Source organism: Sphingomonas sp. GM_Shp_1 (assembly GCF_026540895.1).
Taxonomy (GTDB): Bacteria; Pseudomonadota; Alphaproteobacteria; order Sphingomonadales; family Sphingomonadaceae; genus Sphingomonas.
In genome coordinates this window covers 67,232-90,342 of record NZ_JALNUR010000010.1, presented here as the reverse complement: position 1 = coordinate 90,342, position 23,111 = coordinate 67,232, and the positions used below count along the sequence as shown (strand labels likewise).

Below are 23,111 nucleotides of genomic sequence, written 5' to 3'. Positions count from 1 at the left end.
CGCCCCGATCACTCCGGATTGCCATCGCGCGCCCTGCCGCATGGCGAGCGCCCACTGATCCATGTGATGAAGGTGTAACGAAGTATCATCCGTTCGGCCAATCGGTTTTTGGGTGCCCCGGCTATAGGGTGGGACTATAGGGCGATATGCCTACGCTGCGTCAGCTCGAATATCTCGTCACGATCGCGGACACCGGCTCCTTCGCGCTGGCCGCGCGCGTCGCGCGGGTTTCGCAACCGACGCTCAGCCAGCAGGTCCGCGCGCTGGAGGAGCGGCTGGGCACCCGATTGCTCGAACGCAGCGCGGCGGGGGCCGTGCTGACGCCGGTCGGTCGCAGTATCGTGGTGATGGCGCGGCGGATGCTGAGCGATGCGCGGGACATCGTCGCGCTGGCGGCGGGGGCCTCGGACAGCCTGACCGGCACCTTGCGGCTGGGCACCACGCCGACGCTGGGCCCCTATCTGCTGTCGCCGATCATCGCCGAACTGCATCGCATGGCACCGCATCTGCGCCTTCATGTGCGAGAAGGTATTCCCGACGAACAACTGCTGGAACTGACGCGCGGCGATATCGACGTGCTGCTCGGGCCGTTGCCGATGGCGGGCGACGACCTGACCGTCGAGCCCCTGTTCCGCGAGCCGCTGCACCTCGTCGCCGCGCTCGACCATGCGATCGATGCGGACGGTGAAACGACGCGGGAGAGATTGAGCGGCAGCCCGCTGCTGACGCTCGACCCCCGCCACCATCTGGCGCGACAGGCGGCGGAGGTCGCCGACCGTTACGGCATGACGATCGCACCGGACTATTACGGCACCAGCCTGGAAAGCCTGCACCAGATGGTAGCAACCGGGCTGGGGCTCACCCTGCTGCCTACCCTTTACCTGCGATCGGAAGTAGGCGGCGCGGCGGGCCTGACGGTCCTGCGCGTCGAGGGCTGGCGCACCTATCGATCGATCGCCATCGCATGGCGTCGCCATTCTCCGATGAGCCCGGCATTCAAACTGATCGCCGATCATGTGCAGACCTGCGCGCGCCGGTTACTGGCAACGTAACGCGGAGGTGGCGCTACCCGGTTGCGAAGGGTTCGGTGGATATCTCAGTATAGAGCCCGCAAGACCGGTCGTGATCGCGATATGATGTCGGGTGAGACTCTGGCGTTCTATGCCACGCACTGTCCCCCGCTTCGCAAACGAGGGGGAGTGGCACGTCACAAAGGGTCGAGTGTCGGAGCCTACATTCGGCTCTGCCGAAGCCGCCGCCACACCGGTCCCCCGCCCCGGTCAGAGGTCGTTCTGCGCCATAAAGCCATGTGACGTGAATGGCGCACCCGACAGGCATCTAACTAATTGACCGCCACCGTTCGTTCCTGACCGCTCCCTCTCCTAAGGCAAGAACAAACAAAGGACGTTTGTTCCGCAATCGTTCGTGGACGTTCGCATTAAGCCGCGATATGGTGAGGGAACGGTTGAGGGAGGATTATGGGCAAGCTGACAGCCCTGTCGGTCAAGAACGCCAAGCCCGGACGCCATGCTGATGGCGATGGCCTGTATCTGCTCGTCAAGCCGACGGGCGGAAAGTCCTGGCTGCTGCGCGTGCAGGTCGACGGGCAGCGGCGGGATATTGGCCTGGGTTCTGTCGACACGTCCAGCCGCGTTGGAGCGGATCGCAACACCCCTCCCCCGATCGCCATCCCGATCCTGCATAAGAAGATCCTGACGCTGAGCGAGGCGCGGGAGAAAGCCGGGCTGTTGCGCACAGCCGCTAAATCCGGGCTCGACCCGATCGCTGAACGCGACCGCGAGCGCCGCAAGGTGCCGACATTCGAGGAAGCAGCGAAGGCGACCCACGAGGCGCTGAGAAGTGGTTGGGCAGAGAAGACCGCGACCATCTTCCTCGGTTCACTGACCAACCACGCCTATCCGTCCTTGGGCACGATGCGTGTCGACCAGATCGATGCCGAGCATATCCGGGACGCCGTGGCCCCCATCTGGACCAGCAAGCCGGACATGGCGCGCAAGGTGCGGTTCCGAATTAGTAAGGTGCTGGACTTCGCCAAGTCGAAAGGCTGGAGGAAAAGCGAGGCACCGCGCCGGTCCGTGACCGTCGGCTTGGCCAAGCAGGCGGATGGCGGGAATTATGCCGCCATGCCCTATGAACAAGTGCCTGCGCTGGTGGCCCAGCTGAATGCCGGGGCTCCGACTAAGGGGCGCCAGGCACTGCTGCTGGTAATCCTGACGGCGGCGCGATCGGGGGAGATTCGGTCGGCACGGCGCAAGCACTTCAACCTTGATAAAGCGGAATGGAACCGGCCGCCCGAGGTGATGAAAACCAAGACGGCGCATACCGTCACGCTAAGCAAGCCAGCGGTCGCGCTGCTGAAGCAGATTTTCGAGGAAGGCGGCCATGAGCCCGACGACCTCGTCTTCCCCAACCGTAAAGGTGAGCAGCTTTCCGATATGACGTTGAGTAAGGCCCTGCGTGACGCGGGACACGCCTATACGGTGCATGGCTTTCGCAGCTCGTTCCGGGACTGGGCAGCGGAGAAGATGCCCGAGGTGCCCGACGCCGTTGCCGAAGCCGCCCTGGCTCACGTCGTGCCGGACAAAGTGATCCGCGCGTACAAGCGCGCCAAGTTCCTCGACATGCGGCGCGAACTACTGGAGGCGTGGGGACGGTTCCTCACTTTTAATCTCGTCGGGAACGTCGGGTGAGCATCTTGCCGAGCGACCGACAGACGATGCAGGATGCTTTTGAAGCGTTCATCAGCAACACCAACCATCTTCGCGCTAGTGCTGAAGACGAAGAAGATTGGGCATCTGTAATCGCCATACAATCCCTTCATCTAGCGGCAGAACTGTGCGGAGACCGAGTTCTGCGACACGCTTATGGACCAACACCCGACCCAGTTGACAGGCAAGCATCCTTAGCGACGGCCTCAGAAAGACTGAAGATTGCATTCCATTTTTTTGCAAGCATAGAACAAGTTGGGTCAGGTTCATCCTTATTTGACGTAGCGAACGAAGCAGCCAGCGTAGCCGGGGGCGATTATCCTGTTCTTTTTGCCCCCATTGATCGGAAGCAAGGAAAGCGCCGGGATAGCTACACTCGCGCCGTGTGGCAGCTTCGCGCCTTAGAATGGGAAGCGTATTTCGAGGGATTAGGCCTCAAACTTGAGCCGCGACGAGAAATGGTTACGTCTGCTTTTGGAATTACCTGGTCGGCAATGCAGAAATGGCGCACCCGTGACCTACCACCCATTTTGGGGGGCGACGTCATTCAGATGAAAATCGCGATCGCAAAAAGAGAGGGTGAAAGCGATCTTTGGTTTACCGATCGTGGGACAGACGACCGGCTGCTCCTGCGCGATGGGGCAGTATACAAGCGCGTCCTCGGTTTTAATGGCGGGCCTGCCAGCGTGGACAAGAAAGCCGTTTAATGTCCTTGGCAATTTACCCCTAAGGCTCGCTACTAATCCTGTTGCCCGCTGGTGTTCGCCAGCATCCATACGGAGGCAACGATATGGACGAACCTCTCTTTTCGGTCGCTCAAGCCCGCCAAGACCTTGGCGGCATTGGTCGCACCAAGCTGTATCAGCTGGTCGCACGAGGAGACCTCGAACTTCTGAAACTCGACGGTAAATCCGTCATCACCGGACGTAGCGTACGCCGCTTCAAGGAAAAGCTGCTAACGCAGCTTGCTGCCTGATCGAGCATGGTGACCGAAAAGGGGCACTCGCGCCCTATTAAGCGAGAAAGCCGCCCGGCTGGCACCGTGCGGCTTCCCAAAACTTGTCAGCTTGGCTGCGACGATTTTGGAAATAGCACCTCCGCCCTGCAGCTTCAACGGCTGAATACCGCGTTCGGATTGACTGGCCTTCGTGCCGAACTGATCGCGTCCCTGCATTGGGGCGCCCTTCCCTCTTATAACGAGGGGGTGCGGTGATGCGCCAGACAGACACTTCAGCCGCAGCATGGGCATCCATTGCGGACGCCGCCGGTCATCTTGAGCGCATCGTCATGAAGACGCTGCATGCCAATCCCGGCGGCCTGACCGTCGACGAGACCTGCGCCGCTGCCGGGTACCCCCGGTATAGCTTGCAGCCCCGCTTCACGGCCCTGAAGGACCGCAAGGCGATCTTCGATACTGGCTTGCGTCGTCGCAATGTCAGCGGTGCGAAGGCGATCGTCTGGCGGATCACTGGGTTCCAACCGGACGCTGCGAACGACCGCGTCGCCCAGGAAGGTGGTGCCGCATGAAGAACGTCGAGATGTTCAGCGGCGCGACGCCGGTCGGGGACGGATTCACCGTCTCCTTCCGGTTTGCCAACCAGCAGCTTGAGGCGGACTGGTCCCCCCGCATGCCGGTCGGCCCCGCTGGTCGGAAATACCTTCCGGCCTATCGTCTGGCACGTGACCAGTTCCTGCGTCGCGTCGCCAAGCGCACCGGGATCAGCATGATGGTGGTCGACCTATGAGCGGCGCCATCATTCCCATCGCGTCGCGCCAGACGCCCGAGGTGCAGGCCCGTGCGATCGCTGCTGTCACCGCATTGCGGCGGCAGGTGAATGAGCCACGCAGCCTTGACCGCATCCTGGGCGTGGATCGCGGAATCGTCGGTTATCCGACGCTTGACGCCTGGTACCGTGCCCAGCCCGCCCCGAAGGGGCGGCTGGGTGCGCGCCTGCGCCTCTCCCCTGATGAGAAGCGGCTGTATGGCCTGCGTCCGTCTGCCCAGTTGGTCGAATTGCGCGGCTTGGGTGCAGAGGCAGAGCGTTGGTCGATCTGTGTCTTTCCGATCGCGGGCGGCTATATCGTCGGCGTGAAAGCTCCGATGGGCGGTGGCGGCGTTGGCGTGCGCTTCACCAAGTCGCATCAGGCGTCGGATTATGCGCACCGCCTGTCGGTCGAGCATGATCTGCCGATCGTGGAGCGGTACGCATGACCCGGCGGCTCGATACCAACGCGCTCGCCTCCGTCGTTGCGAGCATCCGCGACCGTTTCCCATTGTCGGGGGTTGCTGCCAAGGCGGGCGTGAAGCTGCAGCGTGCAGGCCGGGAATGGAAAGCATGCTGCCCGTTTCACCCTGACAGGACGCCCTCGTTTACGATCTATCAGGACGATCGGCGCGCCCATTGCTTTGGGTGCGGCTGGACTGGCGATGTCCTGGACTTCGTGAAGGCATCCTACAGGGTTTCGCTGATCGAGGCGATCGACATGCTTGACGGCGGCGTCCTGCGTGAACTCGAGCAGCAGCGTGCTCCTGCCAAGCCGAAGTCCGATCTGCGGGCCGTGGCTCAGCGGATCGTCGATGCGTCTGTCTCGATCGATGGCACTCCGGCGGAAGCGTACCTCCGCTCGCGTGGCATCAAGATGCCGCTGCCGCATACCCTGCGGTTCGCTCGGATCGCTCCCCCGAAAATCGACGGCAACGGCCTGTTGGCTGCGAACGGCCCCTCACCGCTTCCAGCCCTGATCGGCATCGTCACCAACCCGGCCGGAGAACTGGTCGGTGTCCAGCGCACCTATCTGACCGAGAATGGGCGCAAGGCAGCCACGACGCCGACCGAATCTGATCCGAAGCCGAAGGTGAAGTATAGCCTGGGTCAGGTGATCGGTGGCGCGATCCAACTCGGGCCGCCCGCCGCCAGCATGCTCGTGACGGAAGGGCTTGAGGATGGCCTGACGCTTGCCCAGGCACTGGGGCGGTCTGTGTGGGTGGCAGCAGGCACTTCGATGATGCCCCAGATGACGTTCGCAGACGTGACGCGGGCGATCGTCATTGGTGCCGATGGCGATGCGGCCGGTTCAGCCGCCGCCGCAAAAGCAGCCGAGGCATATTCCGAAGCGGGTCTGGCGGTGCGGATCATGCGCCCGAACCCACCCTATAAGGACTTCAACGATGAGTTGATGGGGACGCGGTCATGAGCGCGGCATCCGTGCAATCGCGGTTCGACGACGCAGAGTCGTTCACCTCGATGCCCTTCGAAGGGTACGCGACCTCGGGTCGCACCGCTGGATGGTCGACGCCCGACATGTCGGTTACGCGCGCCAGCCTTGCGCCCGCTCCACTTTTCCCCGGCGATGTGCTGGGCAACCTGATGCCGCTCGTTCGGGATCTGGCCGCAGGCAAAGGTGCGCCCGTCGACTATGTCGCTATCGGCGTCCTGACGGTTGCGGCGTCGCTTATCGGCGGCAAGCGCTGGGTTTCTGCTTGGGAGGGCTTCGACCAGCCTTGCATCCTGTGGGGCGGTCTTGTCGGTGACCCATCGTCCAACAAGTCACCCGGCATCGATGCCGCCACCCTCCCCTTGCGCGCCATGGAAGGTGAGCTGGCTGAGCAGCACCGCATGGTCCTGATGAGTCATGCCACCGTCGCGGAGCGAGCCAAGGCAGAGCGGAAGCAGTGGGAGGACAGGGTAAAGCAGGCGACCAAGGACAATGCTGAAACCCCCGATATGCCCGAAGAAGCCGAAGCCCCGGAGGCGCCGCAGCGCCCGCGCCTGATGGTTCAGGATTCGACGCCAGAGGAAATGGCATCGATCCTGGCCGGTAACGTCAACGGGACGCTGCACCTGCGTGACGAGCTGGCCGGATGGCTGGACAGCTTTGAACGTTATTCGCCTGGTGGCCGGGCGTTCTGGCTCGAGGCGTACGGTGGGCGGCACTTCGTCGTCGACCGTAAGAGCCAGACCAAGCCGCTCGTCGTGCCGTTCAACGGCGTCAGCGTCCTGGGCGGCATTCAGCCGGACAAGCTGCGGGACGCTCTTCTTGGCGTGTCGGACGATGGCCTTGTAGCACGATTCATGTGGGTATGGCCGGAAGCGATTCGCTTCAGCCGCCCGCGTCAGATCGCGGACACCGCGCGCTTGGATCGGCTCTATCGCCGCCTTCAGCAGATACATCGCCCCGCAGACGAGACGGTGACCATTCCGCTTGATGCTCGCGCCGCCGATATTTTCGAGGAATGGATCGCTGACAACGATGCCGACGTGCGGCAAGCGGCAGGTCTTTATGCGTCCTGGGCGGGCAAAGCGCGTGGCCTAGCGCTTCGCCTCGCTCTGACGCTGGAGTATCTGACCTGGGCGGACGCTGGCGGACGTGAACCGTCTTGCGTCTCGGTGCTGTCCCTGACCAACGCCCTGACGCTTATCGAGGACTATCTCAAGCCACACGCGCGGCGGGTCTTTGGTGACGCCGCTCTGCCGCCAGTTGAGAAGGATGCAGCGGCGCTTTCCCGGTTCATCGTCAAGGAGCGGCTCGAGCGGATCAATGCCCGTGAGGTGCAGCGCAACCCAAAGCTGCCGTCCTTGGGGAATAAGCAGGACGTCGAAGCGGCGGTTGAAGCGCTGATGGAAGCTGGGTGGCTCCGCGAAGGCTTCACCCGGCAAGGCGACGGCCCAGGACGTCCGAAAAAGGACTATCTGGTCAATCCGGCAGTGCATGGCGCGGATCATGGGTAACTGGCGACAGTCGGCGGCGGAGGCGCTGGCAGACACAGCGCCAACATATATCCGCACATCGGCCTATGGCCTGCCAGCCGCCGTAGAAGCGGGCCTTCGGGCGCTGGCGAAGCAAAAGCCACCGCGACTGGCCAGCCCCGACGAATGGCACGCAACCGTTGCCGACGCGATCCGGCTGGCGTCCGAAGGCTGGGCGACCACCGCGCTGTCGATGGGCTGGACCGAGCATGACGTGTTCGGGATCGGCCCACACGGGAGCAATGAATGGCTGTCGCTCGCGGTCTGGATAGCCGGGCGGTCGATCGTCGCGATGGACGACCACCGCGCGTTCACGTCCGACGACGTCTATTATCTCGAGCGCTGGGGCCGACCGAACACGACCTTCGTGGACCCGGTGATGCTGTGGGAGATCGGCCGGTGACCGGACCTATTGTCCCTATTGTCCCTATTGTCACAGGGACTGCGTCTCGATCACTGGCTGCCTGCGCCCTCGCGTCGTCCCCTAAAAGACTTCTATCTATCTATATAAAAAGGAGAACGCAGTGACACACACGGAGGCTCTGACAATAGAGACAATAGCGACAATAGGTCAGGCCGCGAAGGCGCAGAGGCCGGGGCACCCCGCCCAAAACCCGATATTCGCGCGGGGGATGCAGGTATGAACCGCTGGGAAACCCGCCTAAAGAAGCTGGAGGATCAGCGCCCCGAGGGGTCGGGCGTGTGGTATGGGCTCGTTCGCTACGCCCCGCCTGAGGTGGCATCCGACTGGGTCACGCCAATGCTGGCGCACCTCGGCTGGTCACCTTCGACGTTCGCGATGATTGTCGTTGACGCGAACGATCCGATCGATGTCACGCCGGCCGGGGTCATCGCTCCGACTGCCTTTGACGAGATGAGCGGCGAAGATCTGACGCGCTATTTCGCGGCTGGTCAAAGTGCTGGCCGCTGGTTCCTAATAATAACTGGCCGGGGAACGCCTGAAGCCATGCTAATGCACAGCGGCAGCGCGGCCTTCATCAAAGACCTTAAGGATCAGATCGCCCGGTCGCAGGGAGGGTATTTTGGACAGTTCTGAGCCCCGTAACGAGCCCGCAAAATCGGGGGACGGCCGATTCAAGCCCGGCAACCCCGGAAAGCCGAAGGGCGCACGTTCGCGGGTGACCCTTGCCATCGAGGCGCTGCTGGAGGGCCAGCACGAAGCGCTGACCAAGGCGGCGATCGACAAGGCGCTGGAGGGCGACACGGTCGCCCTTCGCCTGTGCCTGGATCGGCTGGCCCCGCCCCGCCGGGACGCGCTGGTATCCATCGATTTGCCCCCGGTTAAGACCGCCGCAGATGCCGTGTCAGCGTCATCGGCGATCCTGGCCTCATTGTCTGCCGGGGAGGTGACGCCAGACGAGGCCGGTCGCGTAATGGCGCTGCTGACCGCCCATAAGGCGATCGTCGAGACGGGTGATCTTGAGCAGCGCATTGCAGCATTGGAAGAAAGGGGCAGGGCATGACACGCATCAGGGAACGTCTGGCGCGATTGGAGGGTGCGCTGATCGGCGCAGGTCGGTTGATCGTCGCGCAATGTGGAAAGGGTCAGAACGTTGATGCGCTTTTGGCGGCACATGGCGTCGAACCGGCGGCGGCGGATTTGCTGGTGATCGTCCGCAAGCCCGACTGCGACAGTGGGCGCGTTTCAGTCAATTGACGGGTTGCTAAGCTCTAATAGGCGCTGCCCCCAGCCGAAGCCGCTGACCCGTCCGCTGACCTTTCCCGCCCCGCCATTCTCCCGCACGGTGCAACAGCCCATGCGCTTCAGCCCGCATGACAGTTCGACGAACGGTGCTGCGATCATAGAAGCGCAACGCCGCCGCTATCGCTGAATAGCTCGGCATGGTGCCAGTCTCGTCGAACGTCGCCTGGCAGTAATCCACCAGTTCGCGATAGCGGGGGAAGGGGCGTTTCCTCGGCTTCGGCATCCACCAGGGTTACGGGTGCTGCGCCGCTGCGGAATAGTGGGTAAAAAGCCAACGCCCACTATTCCACATGCCTGGGTTCTCACCATCGTGATGGCCAACGCAGCAAGGTGCAAGGTCAACGGAATGAGCGACGATCCCGCAGAAAAGCATATTCTCGCACTGGCCACCTGCGAGCTTGCGATCGTCCAGGCCCTCGCAACTTACGCGTCCGATTCAATCCGGCTTGGCTTCCGCAAGGAAGCGATAGAGGGAATGGCTCGGGCGATCGTCATCCTAAATGAAATGGAGGACGGGGGCCGGATCGATGACTCGTCATTGCCGGTGATGGCAATCGCCGACCGGCTTTCTGCCGACAAAATCTACGACGACGTCATGTCTCGCGCCCGCGACATCCGGAAGGACATCTGATGGTTGCTCCTCTTGCCATTGCAGGCATCTCGGCAGTCGGTAGCCTTTTCTCGGGCATCACCGGTGGCAAGGGCGCCAAGAAGGCCGCCAACATCGCGGCCCAACAGGCGGAAAAAGACCGCGCCCTCGCGCAGCAGGTCTATAATCAGAACTACAGCCTTGCAGCACCCACGGTTGACCGCGGGAATGCAGCGGGCACCCAGATCAATGCGTTGCTCGGGCTTGGAGGCAATACTGGCGCGGCGCAGGATGCCCTGGCTCAGTATAAGGCATCGACCGGCTATCAGACGCGGCTCAACGAGGGCTACAACGCGATCAACAGCGGGTATGCGGCTCGCGGGGCGCTAGAGAGCGGGGCGGCGCAAAAGGCATTGCTAAACTATGGTCAGAACCAGGCCAGCGGTGAGTTTGCCAATTACCTCGGGCAGCTCAACAATCAGCAGGGCGCTGGTCTGAACGCTCTGGGCTCGGTTACCGGCTCGGGTATCGCCTATGTCAATCAGGCAACCGCCGCAGGAAACAGTGCAGCAAGCGCCGGGGCAAACGCCGCGCTCTATGGCAGTCAGGTTCAGGCCAATGCGCTGGCAGGTTTTTTCAAACGCCTTGGGCAACGTACTCGGGAGCAGCAGTTATAAGACGCCGAAGCCGGATGCCCTATCTTCCGGAACCTTCTCACCTGGCGGTTCTATCTACGACAATTACGGCTTCATCAAAAGCTTCCCTGGCGCTGGGGTTTATTCGACACCAGGTTATGCTCCCACGTTACTAAGCAGGAGCCCTTTCGGATGACCTGATTTATCTGCTACCGTATGGAAGCAAAATTGGGGGATGTGGTATGCGCAAATGCGTAGGTTTAGCTATCCTGGCCAGCCTTTCGGCTTGCGCCGCCGGAAGTGCGAGTGAGGTCACGCTATACCGCAATTCCAGCGTGGACCGCACCATCCGCGTTCATTTCGCGACTTTCGACGGCGATAGTGCCGCTGAACCTAATCGTAAAAACTGCGAGATGGCTGCGCGGCTATTAAACGCCAACATCAATAGCCTTTCTAATGGGGCAGCGGCTGGGGTGGGTTTCTGGTGCGAAGATGGAAGATATGCAGAGAGCGGCAGTGTTCCAGGCGGCTTCAGCGCTGCGTTTCCAACGGATACCCAGTAACTGTTCCATATTCTGGGTCACGCGGGATGATCACCTCCCATTAGCTTTTACTACCGAGAGAAGCGCCAGCTGATTGCCGAGGTCCGCTTCCTCCAACGCGTCGTCCACACAGCCGGCCTGAGCCCGTGCAGCGTCACGCGCCTGGATCAGGCGGGCCGTTTCCAGATCATTAGCCATGGCCATCAGCGTATCGGCATGCGCCCGAACCTTCAGCGCGGACGCCAATGCCCGCTGTGCCTCTACCCTAATCCGATCGGCTTCCGCCAGCGCGGCGGCGGCTTTATCGCTCAATTCGGCCAACTGCGCCGATATCTTGGTCGGATGCGCCTCTTTCGGCGCCAGCGCCCGCCTCGTCACCTCCTGGCGGAGCATATCGGCGCGAACCTTGGCCTGTTCGACCTTCAACAGGCGCTGCCCCTCCTTCAGCTCGAGCCGATCGCACTTCAGGCGGTCGAACTCGTCCGCCCAGTGTGCGGCGCGGGCTTGCTCGGCTTTCTCCGCCCCTTGCTTCGCGTTCACGGCGTCCGCCTCTGCCGCCGCCCGCTTGCACTGTTCGTCCATCTCAGCGGCCTTTTCCGCGAACGGCCGGTATTTGCGCCCGCTGCCTGACACGCCGGGCTGCAACCCCAGCGGCTTCATCTCGGTCGCATATTCGTCGTGGGCACGCTGAAACTCGCCAGGACCGGTGATCTCGCGCCCGTTCAGCGTCCAGCGCTCGCCATCGTCCGGCCGCCGCCCGAACACCTTCTTGACCAGTGGCATCAGGACTACGTGAATGTGCGGCGTATATTCGTCGAGGTGGAGCACCATCTGCACGATGGTCACTTTCCGCCAGATCTTGATCGCAGCCAGATAGGCTCGGGCAACCCAATGCCACAGGCGCCGGTTTCTCTCCGCTTCGTCACCCTGCGCGAAATACTCGTGCGACGCGGTCAGGATCACCTCATGGGCGATGACGCCGTTAGCCCGAAGAGCGGACGGGTCGAGCCCGCGCAAGCACAATTCGCGTTGTGCGTCCTCGACTAGGCTTACCGATCCTCTGAGGCAAAAGGGCTCCGGTGCCGCCGGATCGCAATGCGGCAGTTCCTCTGTCCGCGCGTTATGCCGTTGGACAGATGTCATCCGCTCCCACGACTTGATAGGACCACGATTGTCGAACGTCAGAACGCCATAGTGCTTTGCCATGCCACATACCCCGTTGTGGCAATATGGTCGCTGACGTTGCGGGAATACGCCATACCCCCCTTAGTGACTTTACAAAATAAATTCGAGGCGAGCCAATTCGCTAAGCCTAGTAGCGGATTCGACTCCGCCATTTCGTCCGGTTTGGGCGGGAGCTGACTGGCGGCTTCCGGGAGCGAAGCGCATAGTCGCGCAACCGTACGCGCAGGAAGGATGATCTAGCATGCAAATCGCCTATTTTGATGAAAGCGGTATCGATGGCGCGCATGACATCACCCTAATTGCCGGGTTTGTTGCTCGCTTGCAAGATTGGCCCAAAATTGTTGCGACTTGGAAAGCTCAGTTGCAGGCAGATCGCGTGCCCTTCTTCCACTACATCGACTGTAAGAACCAAACCGGCCCTTACAAAGGCTGGAACTGGCACAAAGACTGCTTGCCACATCTTAGGCGGATGGCAAACATTCTGACAACAAGCCCAATAGGCGGTGTCAGCGCAGCCTCCCTCGGCAACTGGAAAGAATCGACTAGGCGGCGTTCAGATCTACAAGTTCGTTTTCCGTCCGCCTACAGCTTCTGCTTCGAAATGATGATGCAGAAGATACGCCAAGAGATGAATTTTCACGGCCAGCCCGATATTACAATGATATTCGCCGATCAGCGGCAATACAACGCCGTGCACTTGAGGTGTGGGAATGGCACCGCAAGCGCGACGCTTGGCCGGAGATCAAGGATATTCGCTATGCCGAGCCGAAGGACGTAGTAGGGCTGCAAATGGCCGATATGCTGGCGTGGGAGACGCGCCGCCATTTATACAAGAAGGGCGAGGAATTGCGCTCGTTGCCGTTACTATCGCGCCTTATTCCAAAGCAAGTAGAAACCGGAACAGCACTCTATGAGGTCGCATATAAGGACAAGGGACTGTCTGAAATCAAGCGGGCGACGGAAAGGTTTTTGAAGTAAGGTAGCTTTATCCCATGAAAGGTGCGCTCCGGGTCAATGGCTCCGAAGTGCGGTTTGATAGCCCCATTCAGCGGGTCGCCTTACAAGCACCTTTCCCCGCCCGGCTAATGTCAGATTCTGGGCGGCTTCAGCTTTGCCTCAGCCACGGTAGCGTCGCCCGCGCATCCCGCTCCGCTGCATCCGCGCTCTCGTACAACCCCGATTCGTGAGTCGGCGCGAAGTAGGCGCCGGTATATTCGTCACCCTCATAGTGGCTATGTTCAACGAACCGCCACATCCCGTTCGTCTGGGCGATCAGACTAAGCCGCCTGGTTGCGGTTTCTGCGATGAGATGCACATTTTCGGGCATGATCGTGATGTCCGCTAACGGGACCGCCCCGGCAAGCGCCAACCGTGAAAGACAGCGTCAGCCCCCCACGCCTTTCGTCAAGCGGACACCAACGCCGCCGGACGTCGATTTTTGACCCGCCCCGATTAGCGTGACGCCAGCAGAAGCCAGCGCGCCGGACAAGGCCTCAAGCGAAATATCCGCAATCTGATTCCCGCCCTCATAGCGGCGCACTGTCGCGACGCCGATGCCAGCTTGGTCAGCAAGTTCTTGAGCGGACCAGCCTAAAAGGGATCGCGCGGCTCGGCACTGCTCGACGGTCATCATGTGATATTTAATAGATCACTTCGAGCTTGATTGCCAGAAATACTAGTGATATGAAACCTATCAGTCAGCCGAGATGGGGCATCCTACCTCCCCACCCCGGCCTGACCACAACCGATCTATGAAGGAGATCGACTATGGCTACTGCCGCGCATAGCATCCTTGCGCCTGCCGTCCAGACGGCGGATTGCATCAACGCCCCTACCCCTGCGAATGACACCGCCCCCTGCTGGACAACCGACCGGCGCGCCCGCGCGATCCTGGCGACCGTTGCAGCCCATCCGCCCCATGGCGAATGGCACCGCCCGCGCTTCGGCAACACCGTCGACGAGTACTGGACCTATGTCGGCTATCGCTTCGACTGCCTGACGGCGATCCGGGACGCGTACGGCCAGAAGGCGCTGGAGCATTACCACGCGACCGGCAACTTCGCGGTGTTCGGTGCCTATTGCGATGCCCCCAACGTCAACGATGCGATCGAAGCGGCTCGTGAAGCCGGGCGGGAGGGCTAAACCATGACCACGGAAACTACCCGTCGCGCGCTGTTCGGGGGCGCTGGCCTTGTCGCGCTTGCCGCCGCCGTCCCGGCCGTCGCTGGTGCGCGGCACGACCTCGCACCGAGCAACGGGGTGAACCCCCGTCTGCTCCGTCTCATCGCTTTGCGGGACCGTGTCGAAGCCGAATGCGACCGCTTCGACGAGGAAGTGGAAATGCCCGCTCGCAGGGCATGCTGGGCGGAAAAGGAAGCACTCCCGGTAGAGGAAGCTCCGCCCCATCGCGAGGTGGCCACGACCTATGTGAACCTGTTCGGTGAAACGGTCCGGTTGAGCACAGCGCGGGCCAGCTCCGTTGCTGCTGCTCGGCAGATGGTTCGTGATCCACAACCAAGCGACATGGACCATCCCGATTGGCGTCAGGCGCGCCTGGAACTTGTTGCCCTTGCCGATGAGCGTGATGCCATCATCGCGGCACAGACCGCGCGTCGGGAGGCCCGCGAAGCTGAGGTAGAGGCACGTCATCAGATCGCTCGCCTTGCTGCTCGGTCGTCGACGCTTGCCGATCGGTCCTATGCCCTGCGCAGCGCGGCCATAGCGATGCCCGCGACCAGCATGGCCGACATTCTGATCAAGCTCGAATTTGTCGATCGGGTCGGGTGCGAGGGCGACCCGGACTTTGTGCTGGCGTCCATCACGGCGGATGCCCGCCGCCTGACCGGGGAGGGCCTCTGACATGTCGAACGCAAGCAAAACCTTCTGCGCCCTGCTCGACGCGCACGATGACGCCGTTCATCGGTTCAATGCCGTGCCGGATGATGGCCGTGTCACCCCGGAATACGAACAGGCCTCACAAGCGATGTGCGAGACATCCGATCTGGCGGACCGAGCCGTGCCGACGTCCTGGCCGGAGTTCGCACGCTTGCTGGGTCACATGGCCTGCGGTGGCCAGACCGGCATCGACGAGGACAATGCCAACCGGCTGATGCTCCACGCCCGTCAGCTGTTGGCAGCGCCCGAGGAATACCGCATCGCCTGGGATGCCGCCCTGGCCGAATATCAGCGACTGCGAGCAATCAGCGACGCCATCCCGCTCGGGACCCCGGGCGAAGATGAAGCCGTCGACCGATATGCCGACGTGATGGATCGACTGATCATCACTACCCCCGCCCCGGACTTCGACGCGGTCCTGCTCAAGATGGACCTAGCCAAGGAACGCAGCGAGGGCTTTGCCTTCAGCGAAGAATATGCCGACGCCATTCGGGCCGATGTCGAACGGCTCAAGCACGGGGTGCGCTGACATGGCTTCGCAAACCGCAAAATCCGCATTCATCCATGCGCTCACCGCGACAGATCAGTTAAACCCGAGCGAGCGTAAGCGGCATGCTGACATGAATCGCAGCAGGAACAAGAACCTGTTGCGCAGCCAGCGGTATGAGGCGTGGATGCGCGCCAAGGCCGCCTTTCATCTCGCCATGGGCACCACAGAACTGGCCTGTATGGCCCGCGTCAGAGGGCATGCCGACAAGGAGCAATGGTCAACCGAAGAGCTTGCGCAGGTCAGAGCCTTCATCGCGATTGCCGACCAGTTCATGTCCTTGCCGTTCGTGAACCGTGAGGACCATAAGGCGCGCGAGGTGTTGGTACGCAAATGGGGCGAATGCGCTCGGACGGTAGTGACAAGTCCGCTCTACAACACAGCTTGCAAGCGGTGGACCACCTATCTCCAGGCCAATGCCCCGGAGGGTCGCTGACATGGCCACCCTTCCCAACCCTACCACCTTCACCCCCACCGCTTGGCTGCACGCCCTCGTCCAGATCGGCGGCTATGCCCTGACGTCCGATCGCAAGCTGTGGCTGGTCATACAGGACTGCCCCTCCGATGACCTGACGCCGCTCATGGCACAGATCGTCGGGCACCCTGACCGGGCAGAGGCGGTGCGCCAGATCATCGAGCAGCGGCACTATGGGGAGGCGGCATGATGAATACCGTCACTCCTGAAGCGGCTGAATTCCTCACCCTGATGCTGGAAGAAACGCGCCTGCCTGACGATTGGGATACGTCAGGCTTCTGGCTCAGCCACGCCCAGCAGCTAGCGCAATTCATGGCAGATCATCGTGGTCGCATTCCCCTATCGGACGCGGCGATGCTGCTCGGGCTGGGCGGGGTGCTCGTCGAAATGGCGAAGCGTGAGCGCGAGGCTTCCGCTGAAGCTGGCCGCTGGCTTCGTGGCGAAGGGGACGCGGCATGACCCCGCTCTTCACCGTCCTCCAAGACCAGCAGACGATTGGAAGGAGCGAATGATGGGACACGCTGCCGTCACCCCGCCGCCCAGCACCAACCGTGCGATGCCGTGGCGACGATCGCGTCGCCGTCCCTGGCATCGGCTGGACCGGGTCGCATCACCGCACGCGGTACTGGCCACCATCCCTTCCCTGCCCCGTGCCGAACTGGCGCGGATCACCGAACGGCTGATCGACCGCATGGACGAGTTGGACGGGGACCCTGACGTCGAACTGAATGGCGACGAGCGGGACGGCTCGATGGGAGAAGACGACTTCCACGACCAAGGCGCCAACTGGCTGGAGCATCCCGGCTGCCCGGTCAGCGATCCCGGAGAGGACAACGGCGATCACGAAAGGGAGGAACCCCACGAATAGCATTGCACTGCCGCCGCCGGTCCCATCCCGGCGCATGGCACACAGGCCCGTCGCTCGCGATCGTCGAGCGGCGGGCTCTCCGCGTGTGCATCGCTTCCGGGACAGCCTGGCGCTGTCGGAGAGCTTCGTCGACGCGGATTGGTGGCTTCCCGTTTATCGCCGCGCGTTCCCTACGATGGTGTCTGCGGTGGCCGTGCGCGAGGACGGTTGGGCGCAGCGCGGCGGGATAGACCGGCTGCTCACACTGTCCTGCGGCCGGACGTACACCGTCGATGAGAAGGTGCGCATGCACGACTGGCCTGACGTCCTGCTGGAACGCTGGTTGGACGAAGCGCGCCGGGTGCCTGGGTGGATTCAGAAGCCCTTGGCGGCGGACTTCGTGGCTTATGCCTATGCGCCGGCCGGGATGTGCCTATTGCTGCCCGTCGTGCCGCTACAGCGCGCCTGGCGGCAGCATGGGCGCAAGTGGATCAACCTGTACGGCACGCGGGCGGCACAGAACCCCGGCTATGTGTCTGTCGGGGTACCTGTGCCGCGCTCGGTACTGATGCAGGCAATCGTTGAGGCGATGTGCATCAAATAATATTTAATGCCTTCGTTTGGCACACTTAATCGGTTCATGGGTTGCGATAATGAGTGCGCAATTTAATTAAGTTTTCATACGTCTTTGGATTCTTTTTGTTGCTCTCTCGGATGTGAGAGTAGCATTTATCATGATAACTGCAGATAAAACCCCTGACATTGTCGCTTACTATCTTTTTATCAAGATCACCTTGAAGCACACCGGAAGCAATAGATTCGAAATAGTTTAATATATATACCGCGGCAGCCGCAGCGCGCTGATCCTCCTCGGAATCCGAGTTTCTCAGCCCACTAATTTCTTTACTGGTTACCGGTTCCGTTATGGCCCAGCCAAACTTTTTGTGGAACCGATAGAGGGATTCACCAAAAGGCGTCTGAGAAAATCTTGCAAACAGAATGTTGTTAGTATTCTGACGAACGGTGTTTCGGTGGGTATTCCAACCCGCCACGGCCCATCCTATCGCCGCCACCGCTACAGTCGCGCATGCAGCCAAGAGCGGATAGGGCAACGAATGCCCCCGCGCTTTCATAAAAAGTAGAAAAATTGCGAAGCCGATAGCCCCTCCGGACGTGACGAGGGACATACCTACGACATAGGCGAACGGCTTGGCAGTGGGCAGCGAGTAATAGGCCTTGAAGGCAGATGAACGACGTGCAAGAGCCGCTATGGCTTTGGCTGACCGGGCACGGTAATACACCTCTTCACTCTCTGTGAGATGGAACTCCTGAAGGGGTTTTGGGTTAGTTTCTGCGATTAAGGAGCGTATTATTTCCTCTCGTTCAGCCCAGCTTCGGTAACGCTCTCCCATTAATCCCCCTCAACGATTGGTTGACATAATCCGACTAATAACTAGATTGAAACCAAGCAAGGAGACCGACCATGGTTCAAGAGCAAGAATGGGGCGGCTAATAAGCTGCAAGACCTAAAAACCCCGCAAAAGCGGGGTTTTTTTATGCCTCCTGACTCGACCGGCTGGCGGCGCCCCCCCCCTCATGCCAGAGCATGCTAAAGGCTCTCGGGTGGCCTCAGGATGCGTGCCATATAGCACGCTCCCGTATTATGGCCCCCGTCGAGTAAACAGCATGAAGATGCGCGAATCAGCCGCACAGCCTTTACGCCATAGGGGGAAACCCCTATTCCAAGACACACGATGCGGTCGGTATCGCAAGCGGATGGGTGAACACAAATGGCCGACGTTTTCGACGTGGCTGCCTACATTCTTGAAAAGACCAAGGTTCTGACAGCAATGAAGCTGCAGAAGCTGGTTTATTACGCACAAGCCTGGTCCCTCGTCTGGGACGAAAAACCACTCTTTGAAAACCGCATCGAAGCGTGGGCAAACGGCCCGGTAACACCCGACCTGTATTTTGCTCATCAGGGCGAATTTACAATTACCTCTGAGCCACGCGGCAATTCTTCAAAACTCACCAACGACGAACGCGATACGGTTGATGCAGTCCTTCGTGATTACGGCAATAAGTCTGCAACTTGGCTCAGCGCCCTGACGCATGAGGAAGACCCCTGGATTAATGCTCGCGAGGGCGTTCCAGATGGTCAGCGGAGCAGCCGACAAATTACAAATGCTGCAATGGCCGAATATTACGGCAATCTGTAATTTTAACTGTGGTGAACAGAGAGAAAAAGGCCAAAATTGCGGCGGAGCCTCAGCCTGAGAAGAAGGCTCGCTTTACCGACCACAACCTTGACGATGGCCATCCACTTGCGTGGCGCTTCAGCCACTCCGATCGCGAAGGCCCATTTGGCTGGCGCATCGCTGAAGATGCAAAATTTCGAGAGGTCGTCGAAAAACTTTATGAGTTTGAAGGCAAAAACTGGAACGATATAACGGCAGGTGGATCGCATGCCATTCCAGTCCGGAAACTGTGCGAGGATGCTCGAAAGCGCCTCATCGACATCCAACTGGACGATCTAGACGAGCTTCTCTCACTACGTTTGGCAGGCACAAACCGCGTGTGGTGCATTAGGAGCGGGCATATTATGCGAGTCCTGTGGTGGGATGAAAACCACAAGGTATATCCTGTTTTGAAGGACCGGGCAGACCGTCGCAAAATTCGCAATCGGTAAATCCTAAACGTTTGGCGCTATAGCCCCCGGCCCGAGACGGCACATTGATGCCGACCTGATCGCAATTCCGTCTTGCAGGGCACACCCGGCAGCGGGGGCCCGAACGAATGGCCGGGAGCGAGATTCGATCAAGGTCCGGGACGTGCCTATGCACGGTCAGCCGGTCGAATTGGCATGCGCCCTGACGCCCCAGAGACGTACAGTTCTGAATGAAGACAGTGCTTCATCCCTACCATCCGGATCGGCAGATCCATCGGTTAGCGTTCGCCTTTACTTCCTGTGAACACCCATGCTTTATCTCGGGATGAGAGGTGGGCATACAGCTACCATGGTCACGACCGTCGAACTAAGCATTGCAGGTCGCGACGAAGCCGATGCCCCTCGGCTGAGCGATCTGATCGAACAAATCCAAGACTTTTTTGCCATGCTCAATAGCGTGGCAGAGACGATGACGGGCGAAGCAACCGAGCAATTCGACTGGAAGGTTATTGGACTCAGTAAAAATAGCCCTGCCCGTATTTTGGTCGAGGCAGTGCCAATGCCAGGCTTCGATAACGGGCTCGCAATAGCCGCAAGAGCCCGCGACCTTACGACCGGCGGCCTCAGACAGCTTATCGCCACGGGCGAGCGCCCGCCATATTGGAATGATAACGTCATAGAGGCAGCGGATCGTTTCCTTCGGCGGATTACGCGGGGGCTGTCTGAAACGCGCATCGGCGCCGTTGAGAGCGATCTGCCAGAGATAGCCATCGGAACTGTAGCCGCAATAGAAGCGCTTAAACACGTCTCTATCGTTCAAGAAGCTGATCCTGTGCACCCATACAGAGAGCTCGGCAGCTTTGAAGGCCATATCCAAAGCGTCGGCACCGATGGCTGGCAGCGCCCATTTATTGTCATACGAAGCCGAGTGACGACTCAAGATGTCAAGTGCTTCCTAGCTGGCAACGCTTTGAAAGCCCTTGAAGACGAACCTGTGGCAAATGTCGTATGGAGACATAGGCGTGTTACCGCGACCGGCATACTCAAGTATCGCTCCCCGGCCCGGCTCAGTCAAGCTGAGGTGACAGCTCTCGACTTTCATGACAATGAGACACTCTTACCTCAGCTAAACGACATCATAGACCGAGATTTTACCCACGGTCTGTCTTCTAATGAGTATTTGGAGAGGGTCCGCAATGGGGAAGCCTAGGCGCGTCGCTTGGGACGCGTGCACCTGGATCGCGACCATAATTCAAGAACAGGCAGCACTAAGAGGAGGCGGCACCGAAGATCGCGCCGCACTTTGCAATCACACGATCGAGCTTGCCACACAACGTTCCGTCGAAATTGTCACCTCAGGGCTATCGCTCGCAGAGGTATGCAAAGACGACAAAGTCAGACCCGAAGACAGCGATGTCCTTTCAGACTTTTTCCGCAACGAATATATTCTGATAGTCCCCGTCGATCGATACGTTGGCACGCTGGCCCGCAAGTATCTTCAATCAGGCTACCCTAGCCTTAGGCCACCCGATGCAATCCACCTCGCGACAGCGGTAATCGCCAACGCAACCGAATTTCATACATTCGATAACGCGCTGCTTAGGCTCGATGGCTTTATCCCGAAAGAGGGTGGCGGAACGCTTGTCATCCGCAAACCTCCAGCACCTCCGCCGCGCTTACTCTAGACGCCAGACGCATAGACGTCCCACAAAGAGGTCGAGCTCACGTCACCGACGCTCAACTCAGACTCATGTCGTGCAACTTGAGCTCGAGCGAAGCTCGCTCCGACCTTCCAATTCAGCCCTCTGCTTACGGCGCAATCGATACAGGCGCTTTGACAGCGAGCGGCGGCAGCATCGTGTTAGCGATCGAAAGCGGCAGCGGTGATTACCCGGTGATTGCCAAAGGCTAATCACGCCAGTCACCACAAGGCCAAAAACCGCAGAAAACCCGACGTCTCAGGCCAAGCCTACCCTAAAATGTGGTATTACGGCAGCGTGTAGCATGCCCCGCGCGGGTTAGATGCGAGCGGATCAAAACGATACCTCCAGCACGATCACAACCGGCTTGCCATGAAGCTGCCCTACCAGCGTCACGTTCCCAAGCGGTGCGTCGGGGCTGTTCATCGCCATGATCGCCGTGACAGGCATGTGCGCGGTGAACAGCGGCTTGAACGTCTGAGACCGGGGTGCCGTGACGATCGTCGTTCCTGCCTTGTCGTCGACCCATGCGCCATATCCCCATGCCGAGCCGACCAGTCGCAGCGGCTTTCCTGCTGGCTGTGACACAACTTGATCGTCGTCATATCGACGACCATCACACACCGTCGGCGTCAAGCGTGCTTCGGACAGCTTGCCATAATACTCTGCGCTGAGGCTGAAGCACTGACCGCCGCTCAGTTGCAGTTGGACTGGAAGAAACCCTGGCGATTTAGCCCCGGTCAGCCGTTCACTGGCCCGAAGGTTGAGCGAATAAGCCCCGACCACCTTCAGATGCTGCTGATCCGCGTTTGGATAGCTTGGGTCCGTTTTAAATAGCTTGGCCGCTTCCGCTAATGGAATGCATGTCAGATTCGGCGCGGATAAGTCGGCGACGAGCGCCACGCACGGTTGGGTGGCCGAATTCGATCTGGCACCGTAACCTACAGGCGGCGTGAACCCTTGCGCCAAGGCCGGCGCGGCGATCATCCCTACTGCGATTGCCGCCCACCGCGACATACGGACCTTGTCTTGCGACATAGAATCTCTCCCTTTCCCGAGCATAACGCGAGGGTGTGGAACGTCCAGTCTGTCATATTTTGGCGCCCCATGAAGCCGTCCGAGCACATCGCGCCCCTTGACTCGTGTTCCCTATTCGTTCCAGCTAGGCCGGGTCACGAATCGCTGGAATATGAGCATGATGCAGCACGACCCCCGCCTGCGCGAAGCAGCGCGCGCCATCTATGAGGCTTGCTATCCCTCGGAGGAATGGGCGCAGTTCGCGTTCGATGAAGCGGAGCGATATGGGACTGTGCATTACCGTCAGGCAGTTGATGGCGCATTGGCGGCCCGTGCCTGCCTGGCGGCGGCTGGCGAACAGCTCATGCTTCCTGTCGCGTGAACCAGGGACAGCGGGTGCGGATCGTCTTCATGATCCTGTTCGCGCTGGATGAAGCAGCGGAGCGAGTTTTTGTAGCACATGCTGCTTTAGGAACATCCTTTTGGGATAGGCTTATCCCAGTCACATTTAGGCGATCGCCGGATGCGGCCGATCGTCTTTCTATGGGTCCTGGCGTTGATTGAGGGGCTCACTGCACCTTCCAGCTCCGATGCAACGGTCCGTTAGAATATGCTGCATGCACACTTTTGTGGCAGTTGCCGCGCCCTTGGTATCTTGTGAGCACGCCAACGCTTAGAACTATATTGGATCCATTTTACCCAAAAGGCTTGTTGACCTGCAAACCTCTAAATGTCTCAATGCTGCCCTCGCAGATGATATGGGAGCGCACTGTGAAGGCTTGGATAAACAGGAAAACCGGCGGAATTT

At 60.3% G+C, this 23,111-nt stretch carries 35 protein-coding genes; 30 read left to right on the top strand and 5 right to left on the bottom strand.

Features of this window, described 5'->3' with window-relative positions:
* Positions 1 to 146: 146 nt before the first annotated feature.
* From OXQ33_RS07715 to OXQ33_RS07640, 16 genes are all read left to right on the top strand, one after another.
* Positions 147 to 1,052 (top strand): LysR family transcriptional regulator, encoded by a 906-nt coding sequence (locus OXQ33_RS07715; protein ID WP_267434106.1) that lies wholly within the window; start codon positions 147 to 149, stop codon positions 1,050 to 1,052.
* A gap of 426 nt (positions 1,053 to 1,478) precedes the next feature.
* Positions 1,479 to 2,711, top strand: coding sequence for a site-specific integrase (locus OXQ33_RS07710; protein ID WP_267434105.1), 1,233 nt, complete (start codon positions 1,479 to 1,481; stop codon positions 2,709 to 2,711).
* Complete coding sequence (locus OXQ33_RS07705; protein ID WP_267434104.1) at positions 2,708 to 3,436, top strand: hypothetical protein; 729 nt, start codon at positions 2,708 to 2,710, stop codon at positions 3,434 to 3,436. The genes OXQ33_RS07710 and OXQ33_RS07705 overlap by 4 nt, the downstream gene beginning before the upstream one ends.
* Positions 3,437 to 3,519: 83 nt before the next feature.
* Positions 3,520 to 3,705, top strand: coding sequence for a hypothetical protein (locus OXQ33_RS07700; protein WP_267434103.1), 186 nt, complete (start codon positions 3,520 to 3,522; stop codon positions 3,703 to 3,705).
* Positions 3,706 to 4,016: 311 nt separating this feature from the next.
* Positions 4,017 to 4,256, top strand: a complete 240-nt coding sequence (locus OXQ33_RS07695; protein ID WP_267434102.1) for a hypothetical protein — start codon at positions 4,017 to 4,019, stop codon at positions 4,254 to 4,256.
* Positions 4,253 to 4,474, top strand: a complete 222-nt coding sequence (locus OXQ33_RS07690) for a hypothetical protein (RefSeq protein WP_267434101.1) — start codon at positions 4,253 to 4,255, stop codon at positions 4,472 to 4,474. The genes OXQ33_RS07695 and OXQ33_RS07690 overlap by 4 nt, the downstream gene beginning before the upstream one ends.
* Complete coding sequence (locus OXQ33_RS07685) at positions 4,471 to 4,941, top strand: hypothetical protein (protein WP_267434100.1); 471 nt, start codon at positions 4,471 to 4,473, stop codon at positions 4,939 to 4,941. Before OXQ33_RS07690 ends, OXQ33_RS07685 begins: the two co-directional genes overlap by 4 nt.
* Complete coding sequence (locus OXQ33_RS07680) at positions 4,938 to 5,924, top strand: CHC2 zinc finger domain-containing protein (RefSeq protein WP_267434099.1); 987 nt, start codon at positions 4,938 to 4,940, stop codon at positions 5,922 to 5,924. The genes OXQ33_RS07685 and OXQ33_RS07680 overlap by 4 nt, the downstream gene beginning before the upstream one ends.
* Positions 5,921 to 7,459 (top strand): DUF3987 domain-containing protein, encoded by a 1,539-nt coding sequence (locus tag OXQ33_RS07675; RefSeq protein ID WP_267434098.1) that lies wholly within the window; start codon positions 5,921 to 5,923, stop codon positions 7,457 to 7,459. Before OXQ33_RS07680 ends, OXQ33_RS07675 begins: the two co-directional genes overlap by 4 nt.
* A complete protein-coding gene (locus tag OXQ33_RS07670) occupies positions 7,452 to 7,880 on the top strand; it encodes a hypothetical protein (RefSeq protein ID WP_267434097.1) in 429 nt (142 codons plus the stop codon). Before OXQ33_RS07675 ends, OXQ33_RS07670 begins: the two co-directional genes overlap by 8 nt.
* A 237-nt stretch (positions 7,881 to 8,117) precedes the next feature.
* The gene (locus OXQ33_RS07665; RefSeq protein WP_267434096.1) at positions 8,118 to 8,534 is read left to right on the top strand and encodes a hypothetical protein; all 417 of its coding nucleotides are present in this window, start codon (positions 8,118 to 8,120) and stop codon (positions 8,532 to 8,534) included.
* A complete protein-coding gene (locus OXQ33_RS07660; protein WP_346015346.1) occupies positions 8,521 to 8,961 on the top strand; it encodes a DUF5681 domain-containing protein in 441 nt (146 codons plus the stop codon). The genes OXQ33_RS07665 and OXQ33_RS07660 overlap by 14 nt, the downstream gene beginning before the upstream one ends.
* Complete coding sequence (locus tag OXQ33_RS07655) at positions 8,958 to 9,155, top strand: hypothetical protein (RefSeq protein ID WP_267434094.1); 198 nt, start codon at positions 8,958 to 8,960, stop codon at positions 9,153 to 9,155. The genes OXQ33_RS07660 and OXQ33_RS07655 overlap by 4 nt, the downstream gene beginning before the upstream one ends.
* A gap of 394 nt (positions 9,156 to 9,549) precedes the next feature.
* Positions 9,550 to 9,834: a hypothetical protein gene (locus tag OXQ33_RS07650; protein ID WP_267434093.1), complete on the top strand. Its 285-nt coding sequence runs from the start codon at positions 9,550 to 9,552 to the stop codon at positions 9,832 to 9,834.
* Positions 9,834 to 10,469, top strand: coding sequence for a hypothetical protein (locus OXQ33_RS07645; protein ID WP_267434092.1), 636 nt, complete (start codon positions 9,834 to 9,836; stop codon positions 10,467 to 10,469). Before OXQ33_RS07650 ends, OXQ33_RS07645 begins: the two co-directional genes overlap by 1 nt.
* A 293-nt stretch (positions 10,470 to 10,762) precedes the next feature.
* Entirely contained in the window at positions 10,763 to 10,990 is a 228-nt protein-coding gene (locus OXQ33_RS07640; protein ID WP_267434091.1) for a hypothetical protein, read from the top strand.
* Positions 10,991 to 11,020: 30 nt separating this feature from the next.
* Here OXQ33_RS07640 and OXQ33_RS07635 read toward each other — a convergent pair whose 3' ends face one another.
* Positions 11,021 to 12,175 (bottom strand): plasmid recombination protein, encoded by a 1,155-nt coding sequence (locus OXQ33_RS07635; RefSeq protein WP_267434090.1) that lies wholly within the window; start codon positions 12,173 to 12,175, stop codon positions 11,021 to 11,023.
* A 220-nt stretch (positions 12,176 to 12,395) separates the two neighbouring features.
* On the opposite strand from OXQ33_RS07635, the gene OXQ33_RS07630 reads away from it, so the two are divergent.
* Both OXQ33_RS07630 and OXQ33_RS07625 read left to right on the top strand, forming a co-directional pair.
* Entirely contained in the window at positions 12,396 to 12,932 is a 537-nt protein-coding gene (locus tag OXQ33_RS07630; protein WP_267434089.1) for a hypothetical protein, read from the top strand.
* An 11-nt stretch (positions 12,933 to 12,943) separates the two neighbouring features.
* Positions 12,944 to 13,132, top strand: a complete 189-nt coding sequence (locus OXQ33_RS07625; RefSeq protein ID WP_267434088.1) for a hypothetical protein — start codon at positions 12,944 to 12,946, stop codon at positions 13,130 to 13,132.
* Between the two features lie 127 nt (positions 13,133 to 13,259).
* On the opposite strand, the gene OXQ33_RS07620 is transcribed toward OXQ33_RS07625, so the two are convergent.
* Entirely contained in the window at positions 13,260 to 13,481 is a 222-nt protein-coding gene (locus tag OXQ33_RS07620; RefSeq protein ID WP_267434087.1) for a hypothetical protein, read from the bottom strand.
* Positions 13,482 to 13,538: 57 nt separating this feature from the next.
* The gene (locus OXQ33_RS07615; RefSeq protein WP_267434086.1) at positions 13,539 to 13,787 is read right to left on the bottom strand and encodes a helix-turn-helix transcriptional regulator; all 249 of its coding nucleotides are present in this window, start codon (positions 13,785 to 13,787) and stop codon (positions 13,539 to 13,541) included.
* 134 nt (positions 13,788 to 13,921) lie between these two features.
* On the opposite strand from OXQ33_RS07615, the gene OXQ33_RS07610 reads away from it, so the two are divergent.
* From OXQ33_RS07610 to OXQ33_RS07575, 8 genes are all read left to right on the top strand, one after another.
* On the top strand, positions 13,922 to 14,296 hold the full coding sequence (locus tag OXQ33_RS07610) for a hypothetical protein (RefSeq protein WP_267434085.1): 375 nt from the start codon (positions 13,922 to 13,924) through the stop codon (positions 14,294 to 14,296).
* Positions 14,297 to 14,299: 3 nt separating this feature from the next.
* Positions 14,300 to 15,013 carry a hypothetical protein gene (locus OXQ33_RS07605; protein WP_267434084.1) on the top strand — a complete coding sequence of 238 codons (714 nt, stop codon included), beginning with the start codon at positions 14,300 to 14,302 and terminating at the stop codon, positions 15,011 to 15,013.
* A gap of 1 nt (position 15,014) precedes the next feature.
* A complete protein-coding gene (locus OXQ33_RS07600; RefSeq protein WP_267434083.1) occupies positions 15,015 to 15,578 on the top strand; it encodes a hypothetical protein in 564 nt (187 codons plus the stop codon).
* Position 15,579: 1 nt separating this feature from the next.
* Positions 15,580 to 16,032 (top strand): hypothetical protein, encoded by a 453-nt coding sequence (locus OXQ33_RS07595; protein WP_267434082.1) that lies wholly within the window; start codon positions 15,580 to 15,582, stop codon positions 16,030 to 16,032.
* Between the two features lies 1 nt (position 16,033).
* Positions 16,034 to 16,261: a hypothetical protein gene (locus OXQ33_RS07590; RefSeq protein ID WP_267434081.1), complete on the top strand. Its 228-nt coding sequence runs from the start codon at positions 16,034 to 16,036 to the stop codon at positions 16,259 to 16,261.
* Positions 16,258 to 16,530 (top strand): hypothetical protein, encoded by a 273-nt coding sequence (locus OXQ33_RS07585; protein WP_267434080.1) that lies wholly within the window; start codon positions 16,258 to 16,260, stop codon positions 16,528 to 16,530. Before OXQ33_RS07590 ends, OXQ33_RS07585 begins: the two co-directional genes overlap by 4 nt.
* Positions 16,531 to 16,579: 49 nt before the next feature.
* Entirely contained in the window at positions 16,580 to 16,939 is a 360-nt protein-coding gene (locus OXQ33_RS07580; protein WP_267434079.1) for a hypothetical protein, read from the top strand.
* 85 nt (positions 16,940 to 17,024) lie between these two features.
* Positions 17,025 to 17,522, top strand: coding sequence for a hypothetical protein (locus OXQ33_RS07575; RefSeq protein ID WP_267434078.1), 498 nt, complete (start codon positions 17,025 to 17,027; stop codon positions 17,520 to 17,522).
* 34 nt (positions 17,523 to 17,556) lie between these two features.
* On the opposite strand, the gene OXQ33_RS07570 is transcribed toward OXQ33_RS07575, so the two are convergent.
* Positions 17,557 to 18,330 (bottom strand): DUF4760 domain-containing protein, encoded by a 774-nt coding sequence (locus OXQ33_RS07570; protein ID WP_267434077.1) that lies wholly within the window; start codon positions 18,328 to 18,330, stop codon positions 17,557 to 17,559.
* A gap of 378 nt (positions 18,331 to 18,708) precedes the next feature.
* On the opposite strand from OXQ33_RS07570, the gene OXQ33_RS07565 reads away from it, so the two are divergent.
* The 3 genes from OXQ33_RS07565 to OXQ33_RS07555 all read left to right on the top strand — a co-directional run bounded on the left by OXQ33_RS07565 (position 18,709) and on the right by OXQ33_RS07555 (position 20,796).
* On the top strand, positions 18,709 to 19,137 hold the full coding sequence (locus tag OXQ33_RS07565) for a type II toxin-antitoxin system antitoxin SocA domain-containing protein (RefSeq protein ID WP_267434076.1): 429 nt from the start codon (positions 18,709 to 18,711) through the stop codon (positions 19,135 to 19,137).
* A gap of 8 nt (positions 19,138 to 19,145) precedes the next feature.
* On the top strand, positions 19,146 to 19,607 hold the full coding sequence (locus OXQ33_RS07560; protein WP_267434075.1) for a hypothetical protein: 462 nt from the start codon (positions 19,146 to 19,148) through the stop codon (positions 19,605 to 19,607).
* A 328-nt stretch (positions 19,608 to 19,935) separates the two neighbouring features.
* The gene (locus OXQ33_RS07555; protein ID WP_267434074.1) at positions 19,936 to 20,796 is read left to right on the top strand and encodes a hypothetical protein; all 861 of its coding nucleotides are present in this window, start codon (positions 19,936 to 19,938) and stop codon (positions 20,794 to 20,796) included.
* An 823-nt stretch (positions 20,797 to 21,619) separates the two neighbouring features.
* Here OXQ33_RS07555 and OXQ33_RS07550 read toward each other — a convergent pair.
* Positions 21,620 to 22,324: a hypothetical protein gene (locus OXQ33_RS07550; protein ID WP_267434073.1), complete on the bottom strand. Its 705-nt coding sequence runs from the start codon at positions 22,322 to 22,324 to the stop codon at positions 21,620 to 21,622.
* A 160-nt stretch (positions 22,325 to 22,484) separates the two neighbouring features.
* On the opposite strand from OXQ33_RS07550, the gene OXQ33_RS07545 reads away from it, so the two are divergent.
* A complete protein-coding gene (locus OXQ33_RS07545; RefSeq protein WP_267434114.1) occupies positions 22,485 to 22,685 on the top strand; it encodes a hypothetical protein in 201 nt (66 codons plus the stop codon).
* Positions 22,686 to 23,111 lie beyond the last annotated feature (426 nt).

Excerpts from the sequence above, each read along its gene's own strand:
- OXQ33_RS07675 (WP_267434098.1), top strand. The coding sequence starts at position 5,921 with ATGAGCGCGGCATCCGTGCAATCGCGGTTCGACGACGCAGAGTCGTTC.
- OXQ33_RS07570 (WP_267434077.1), bottom strand. The coding sequence starts at position 18,330 with ATGGGAGAGCGTTACCGAAGCTGGGCTGAACGAGAGGAAATAATACGC.
- OXQ33_RS07715 (WP_267434106.1), top strand. The coding sequence starts at position 147 with ATGCCTACGCTGCGTCAGCTCGAATATCTCGTCACGATCGCGGACACC.
- OXQ33_RS07595 (WP_267434082.1), top strand. The coding sequence starts at position 15,580 with ATGGCTTCGCAAACCGCAAAATCCGCATTCATCCATGCGCTCACCGCG.
- OXQ33_RS07550 (WP_267434073.1), bottom strand. The coding sequence starts at position 22,324 with ATGTCGCAAGACAAGGTCCGTATGTCGCGGTGGGCGGCAATCGCAGTA.
- OXQ33_RS07545 (WP_267434114.1), top strand. The coding sequence starts at position 22,485 with ATGCAGCACGACCCCCGCCTGCGCGAAGCAGCGCGCGCCATCTATGAG.
- OXQ33_RS07580 (WP_267434079.1), top strand. The coding sequence starts at position 16,580 with ATGATGGGACACGCTGCCGTCACCCCGCCGCCCAGCACCAACCGTGCG.
- OXQ33_RS07600 (WP_267434083.1), top strand. The coding sequence starts at position 15,015 with ATGTCGAACGCAAGCAAAACCTTCTGCGCCCTGCTCGACGCGCACGAT.
- OXQ33_RS07630 (WP_267434089.1), top strand. The coding sequence starts at position 12,396 with ATGCAAATCGCCTATTTTGATGAAAGCGGTATCGATGGCGCGCATGAC.
- OXQ33_RS07620 (WP_267434087.1), bottom strand. The coding sequence starts at position 13,481 with ATGCCCGAAAATGTGCATCTCATCGCAGAAACCGCAACCAGGCGGCTT.
- OXQ33_RS07635 (WP_267434090.1), bottom strand. The coding sequence starts at position 12,175 with ATGGCAAAGCACTATGGCGTTCTGACGTTCGACAATCGTGGTCCTATC.
- OXQ33_RS07605 (WP_267434084.1), top strand. The coding sequence starts at position 14,300 with ATGACCACGGAAACTACCCGTCGCGCGCTGTTCGGGGGCGCTGGCCTT.
- OXQ33_RS07645 (WP_267434092.1), top strand. The coding sequence starts at position 9,834 with ATGGTTGCTCCTCTTGCCATTGCAGGCATCTCGGCAGTCGGTAGCCTT.
- OXQ33_RS07625 (WP_267434088.1), top strand. The coding sequence starts at position 12,944 with ATGGCCGATATGCTGGCGTGGGAGACGCGCCGCCATTTATACAAGAAG.
- OXQ33_RS07565 (WP_267434076.1), top strand. The coding sequence starts at position 18,709 with ATGGCCGACGTTTTCGACGTGGCTGCCTACATTCTTGAAAAGACCAAG.
- OXQ33_RS07615 (WP_267434086.1), bottom strand. The coding sequence starts at position 13,787 with ATGATGACCGTCGAGCAGTGCCGAGCCGCGCGATCCCTTTTAGGCTGG.
- OXQ33_RS07695 (WP_267434102.1), top strand. The coding sequence starts at position 4,017 with ATGAAGACGCTGCATGCCAATCCCGGCGGCCTGACCGTCGACGAGACC.
- OXQ33_RS07665 (WP_267434096.1), top strand. The coding sequence starts at position 8,118 with ATGAACCGCTGGGAAACCCGCCTAAAGAAGCTGGAGGATCAGCGCCCC.
- OXQ33_RS07555 (WP_267434074.1), top strand. The coding sequence starts at position 19,936 with ATGGTCACGACCGTCGAACTAAGCATTGCAGGTCGCGACGAAGCCGAT.
- OXQ33_RS07710 (WP_267434105.1), top strand. The coding sequence starts at position 1,479 with ATGGGCAAGCTGACAGCCCTGTCGGTCAAGAACGCCAAGCCCGGACGC.
- OXQ33_RS07670 (WP_267434097.1), top strand. The coding sequence starts at position 7,452 with ATGGGTAACTGGCGACAGTCGGCGGCGGAGGCGCTGGCAGACACAGCG.
- OXQ33_RS07610 (WP_267434085.1), top strand. The coding sequence starts at position 13,922 with ATGGCTACTGCCGCGCATAGCATCCTTGCGCCTGCCGTCCAGACGGCG.
- OXQ33_RS07590 (WP_267434081.1), top strand. The coding sequence starts at position 16,034 with ATGGCCACCCTTCCCAACCCTACCACCTTCACCCCCACCGCTTGGCTG.
- OXQ33_RS07655 (WP_267434094.1), top strand. The coding sequence starts at position 8,958 with ATGACACGCATCAGGGAACGTCTGGCGCGATTGGAGGGTGCGCTGATC.
- OXQ33_RS07650 (WP_267434093.1), top strand. The coding sequence starts at position 9,550 with ATGAGCGACGATCCCGCAGAAAAGCATATTCTCGCACTGGCCACCTGC.
- OXQ33_RS07680 (WP_267434099.1), top strand. The coding sequence starts at position 4,938 with ATGACCCGGCGGCTCGATACCAACGCGCTCGCCTCCGTCGTTGCGAGC.
- OXQ33_RS07690 (WP_267434101.1), top strand. The coding sequence starts at position 4,253 with ATGAAGAACGTCGAGATGTTCAGCGGCGCGACGCCGGTCGGGGACGGA.
- OXQ33_RS07700 (WP_267434103.1), top strand. The coding sequence starts at position 3,520 with ATGGACGAACCTCTCTTTTCGGTCGCTCAAGCCCGCCAAGACCTTGGC.
- OXQ33_RS07585 (WP_267434080.1), top strand. The coding sequence starts at position 16,258 with ATGATGAATACCGTCACTCCTGAAGCGGCTGAATTCCTCACCCTGATG.
- OXQ33_RS07685 (WP_267434100.1), top strand. The coding sequence starts at position 4,471 with ATGAGCGGCGCCATCATTCCCATCGCGTCGCGCCAGACGCCCGAGGTG.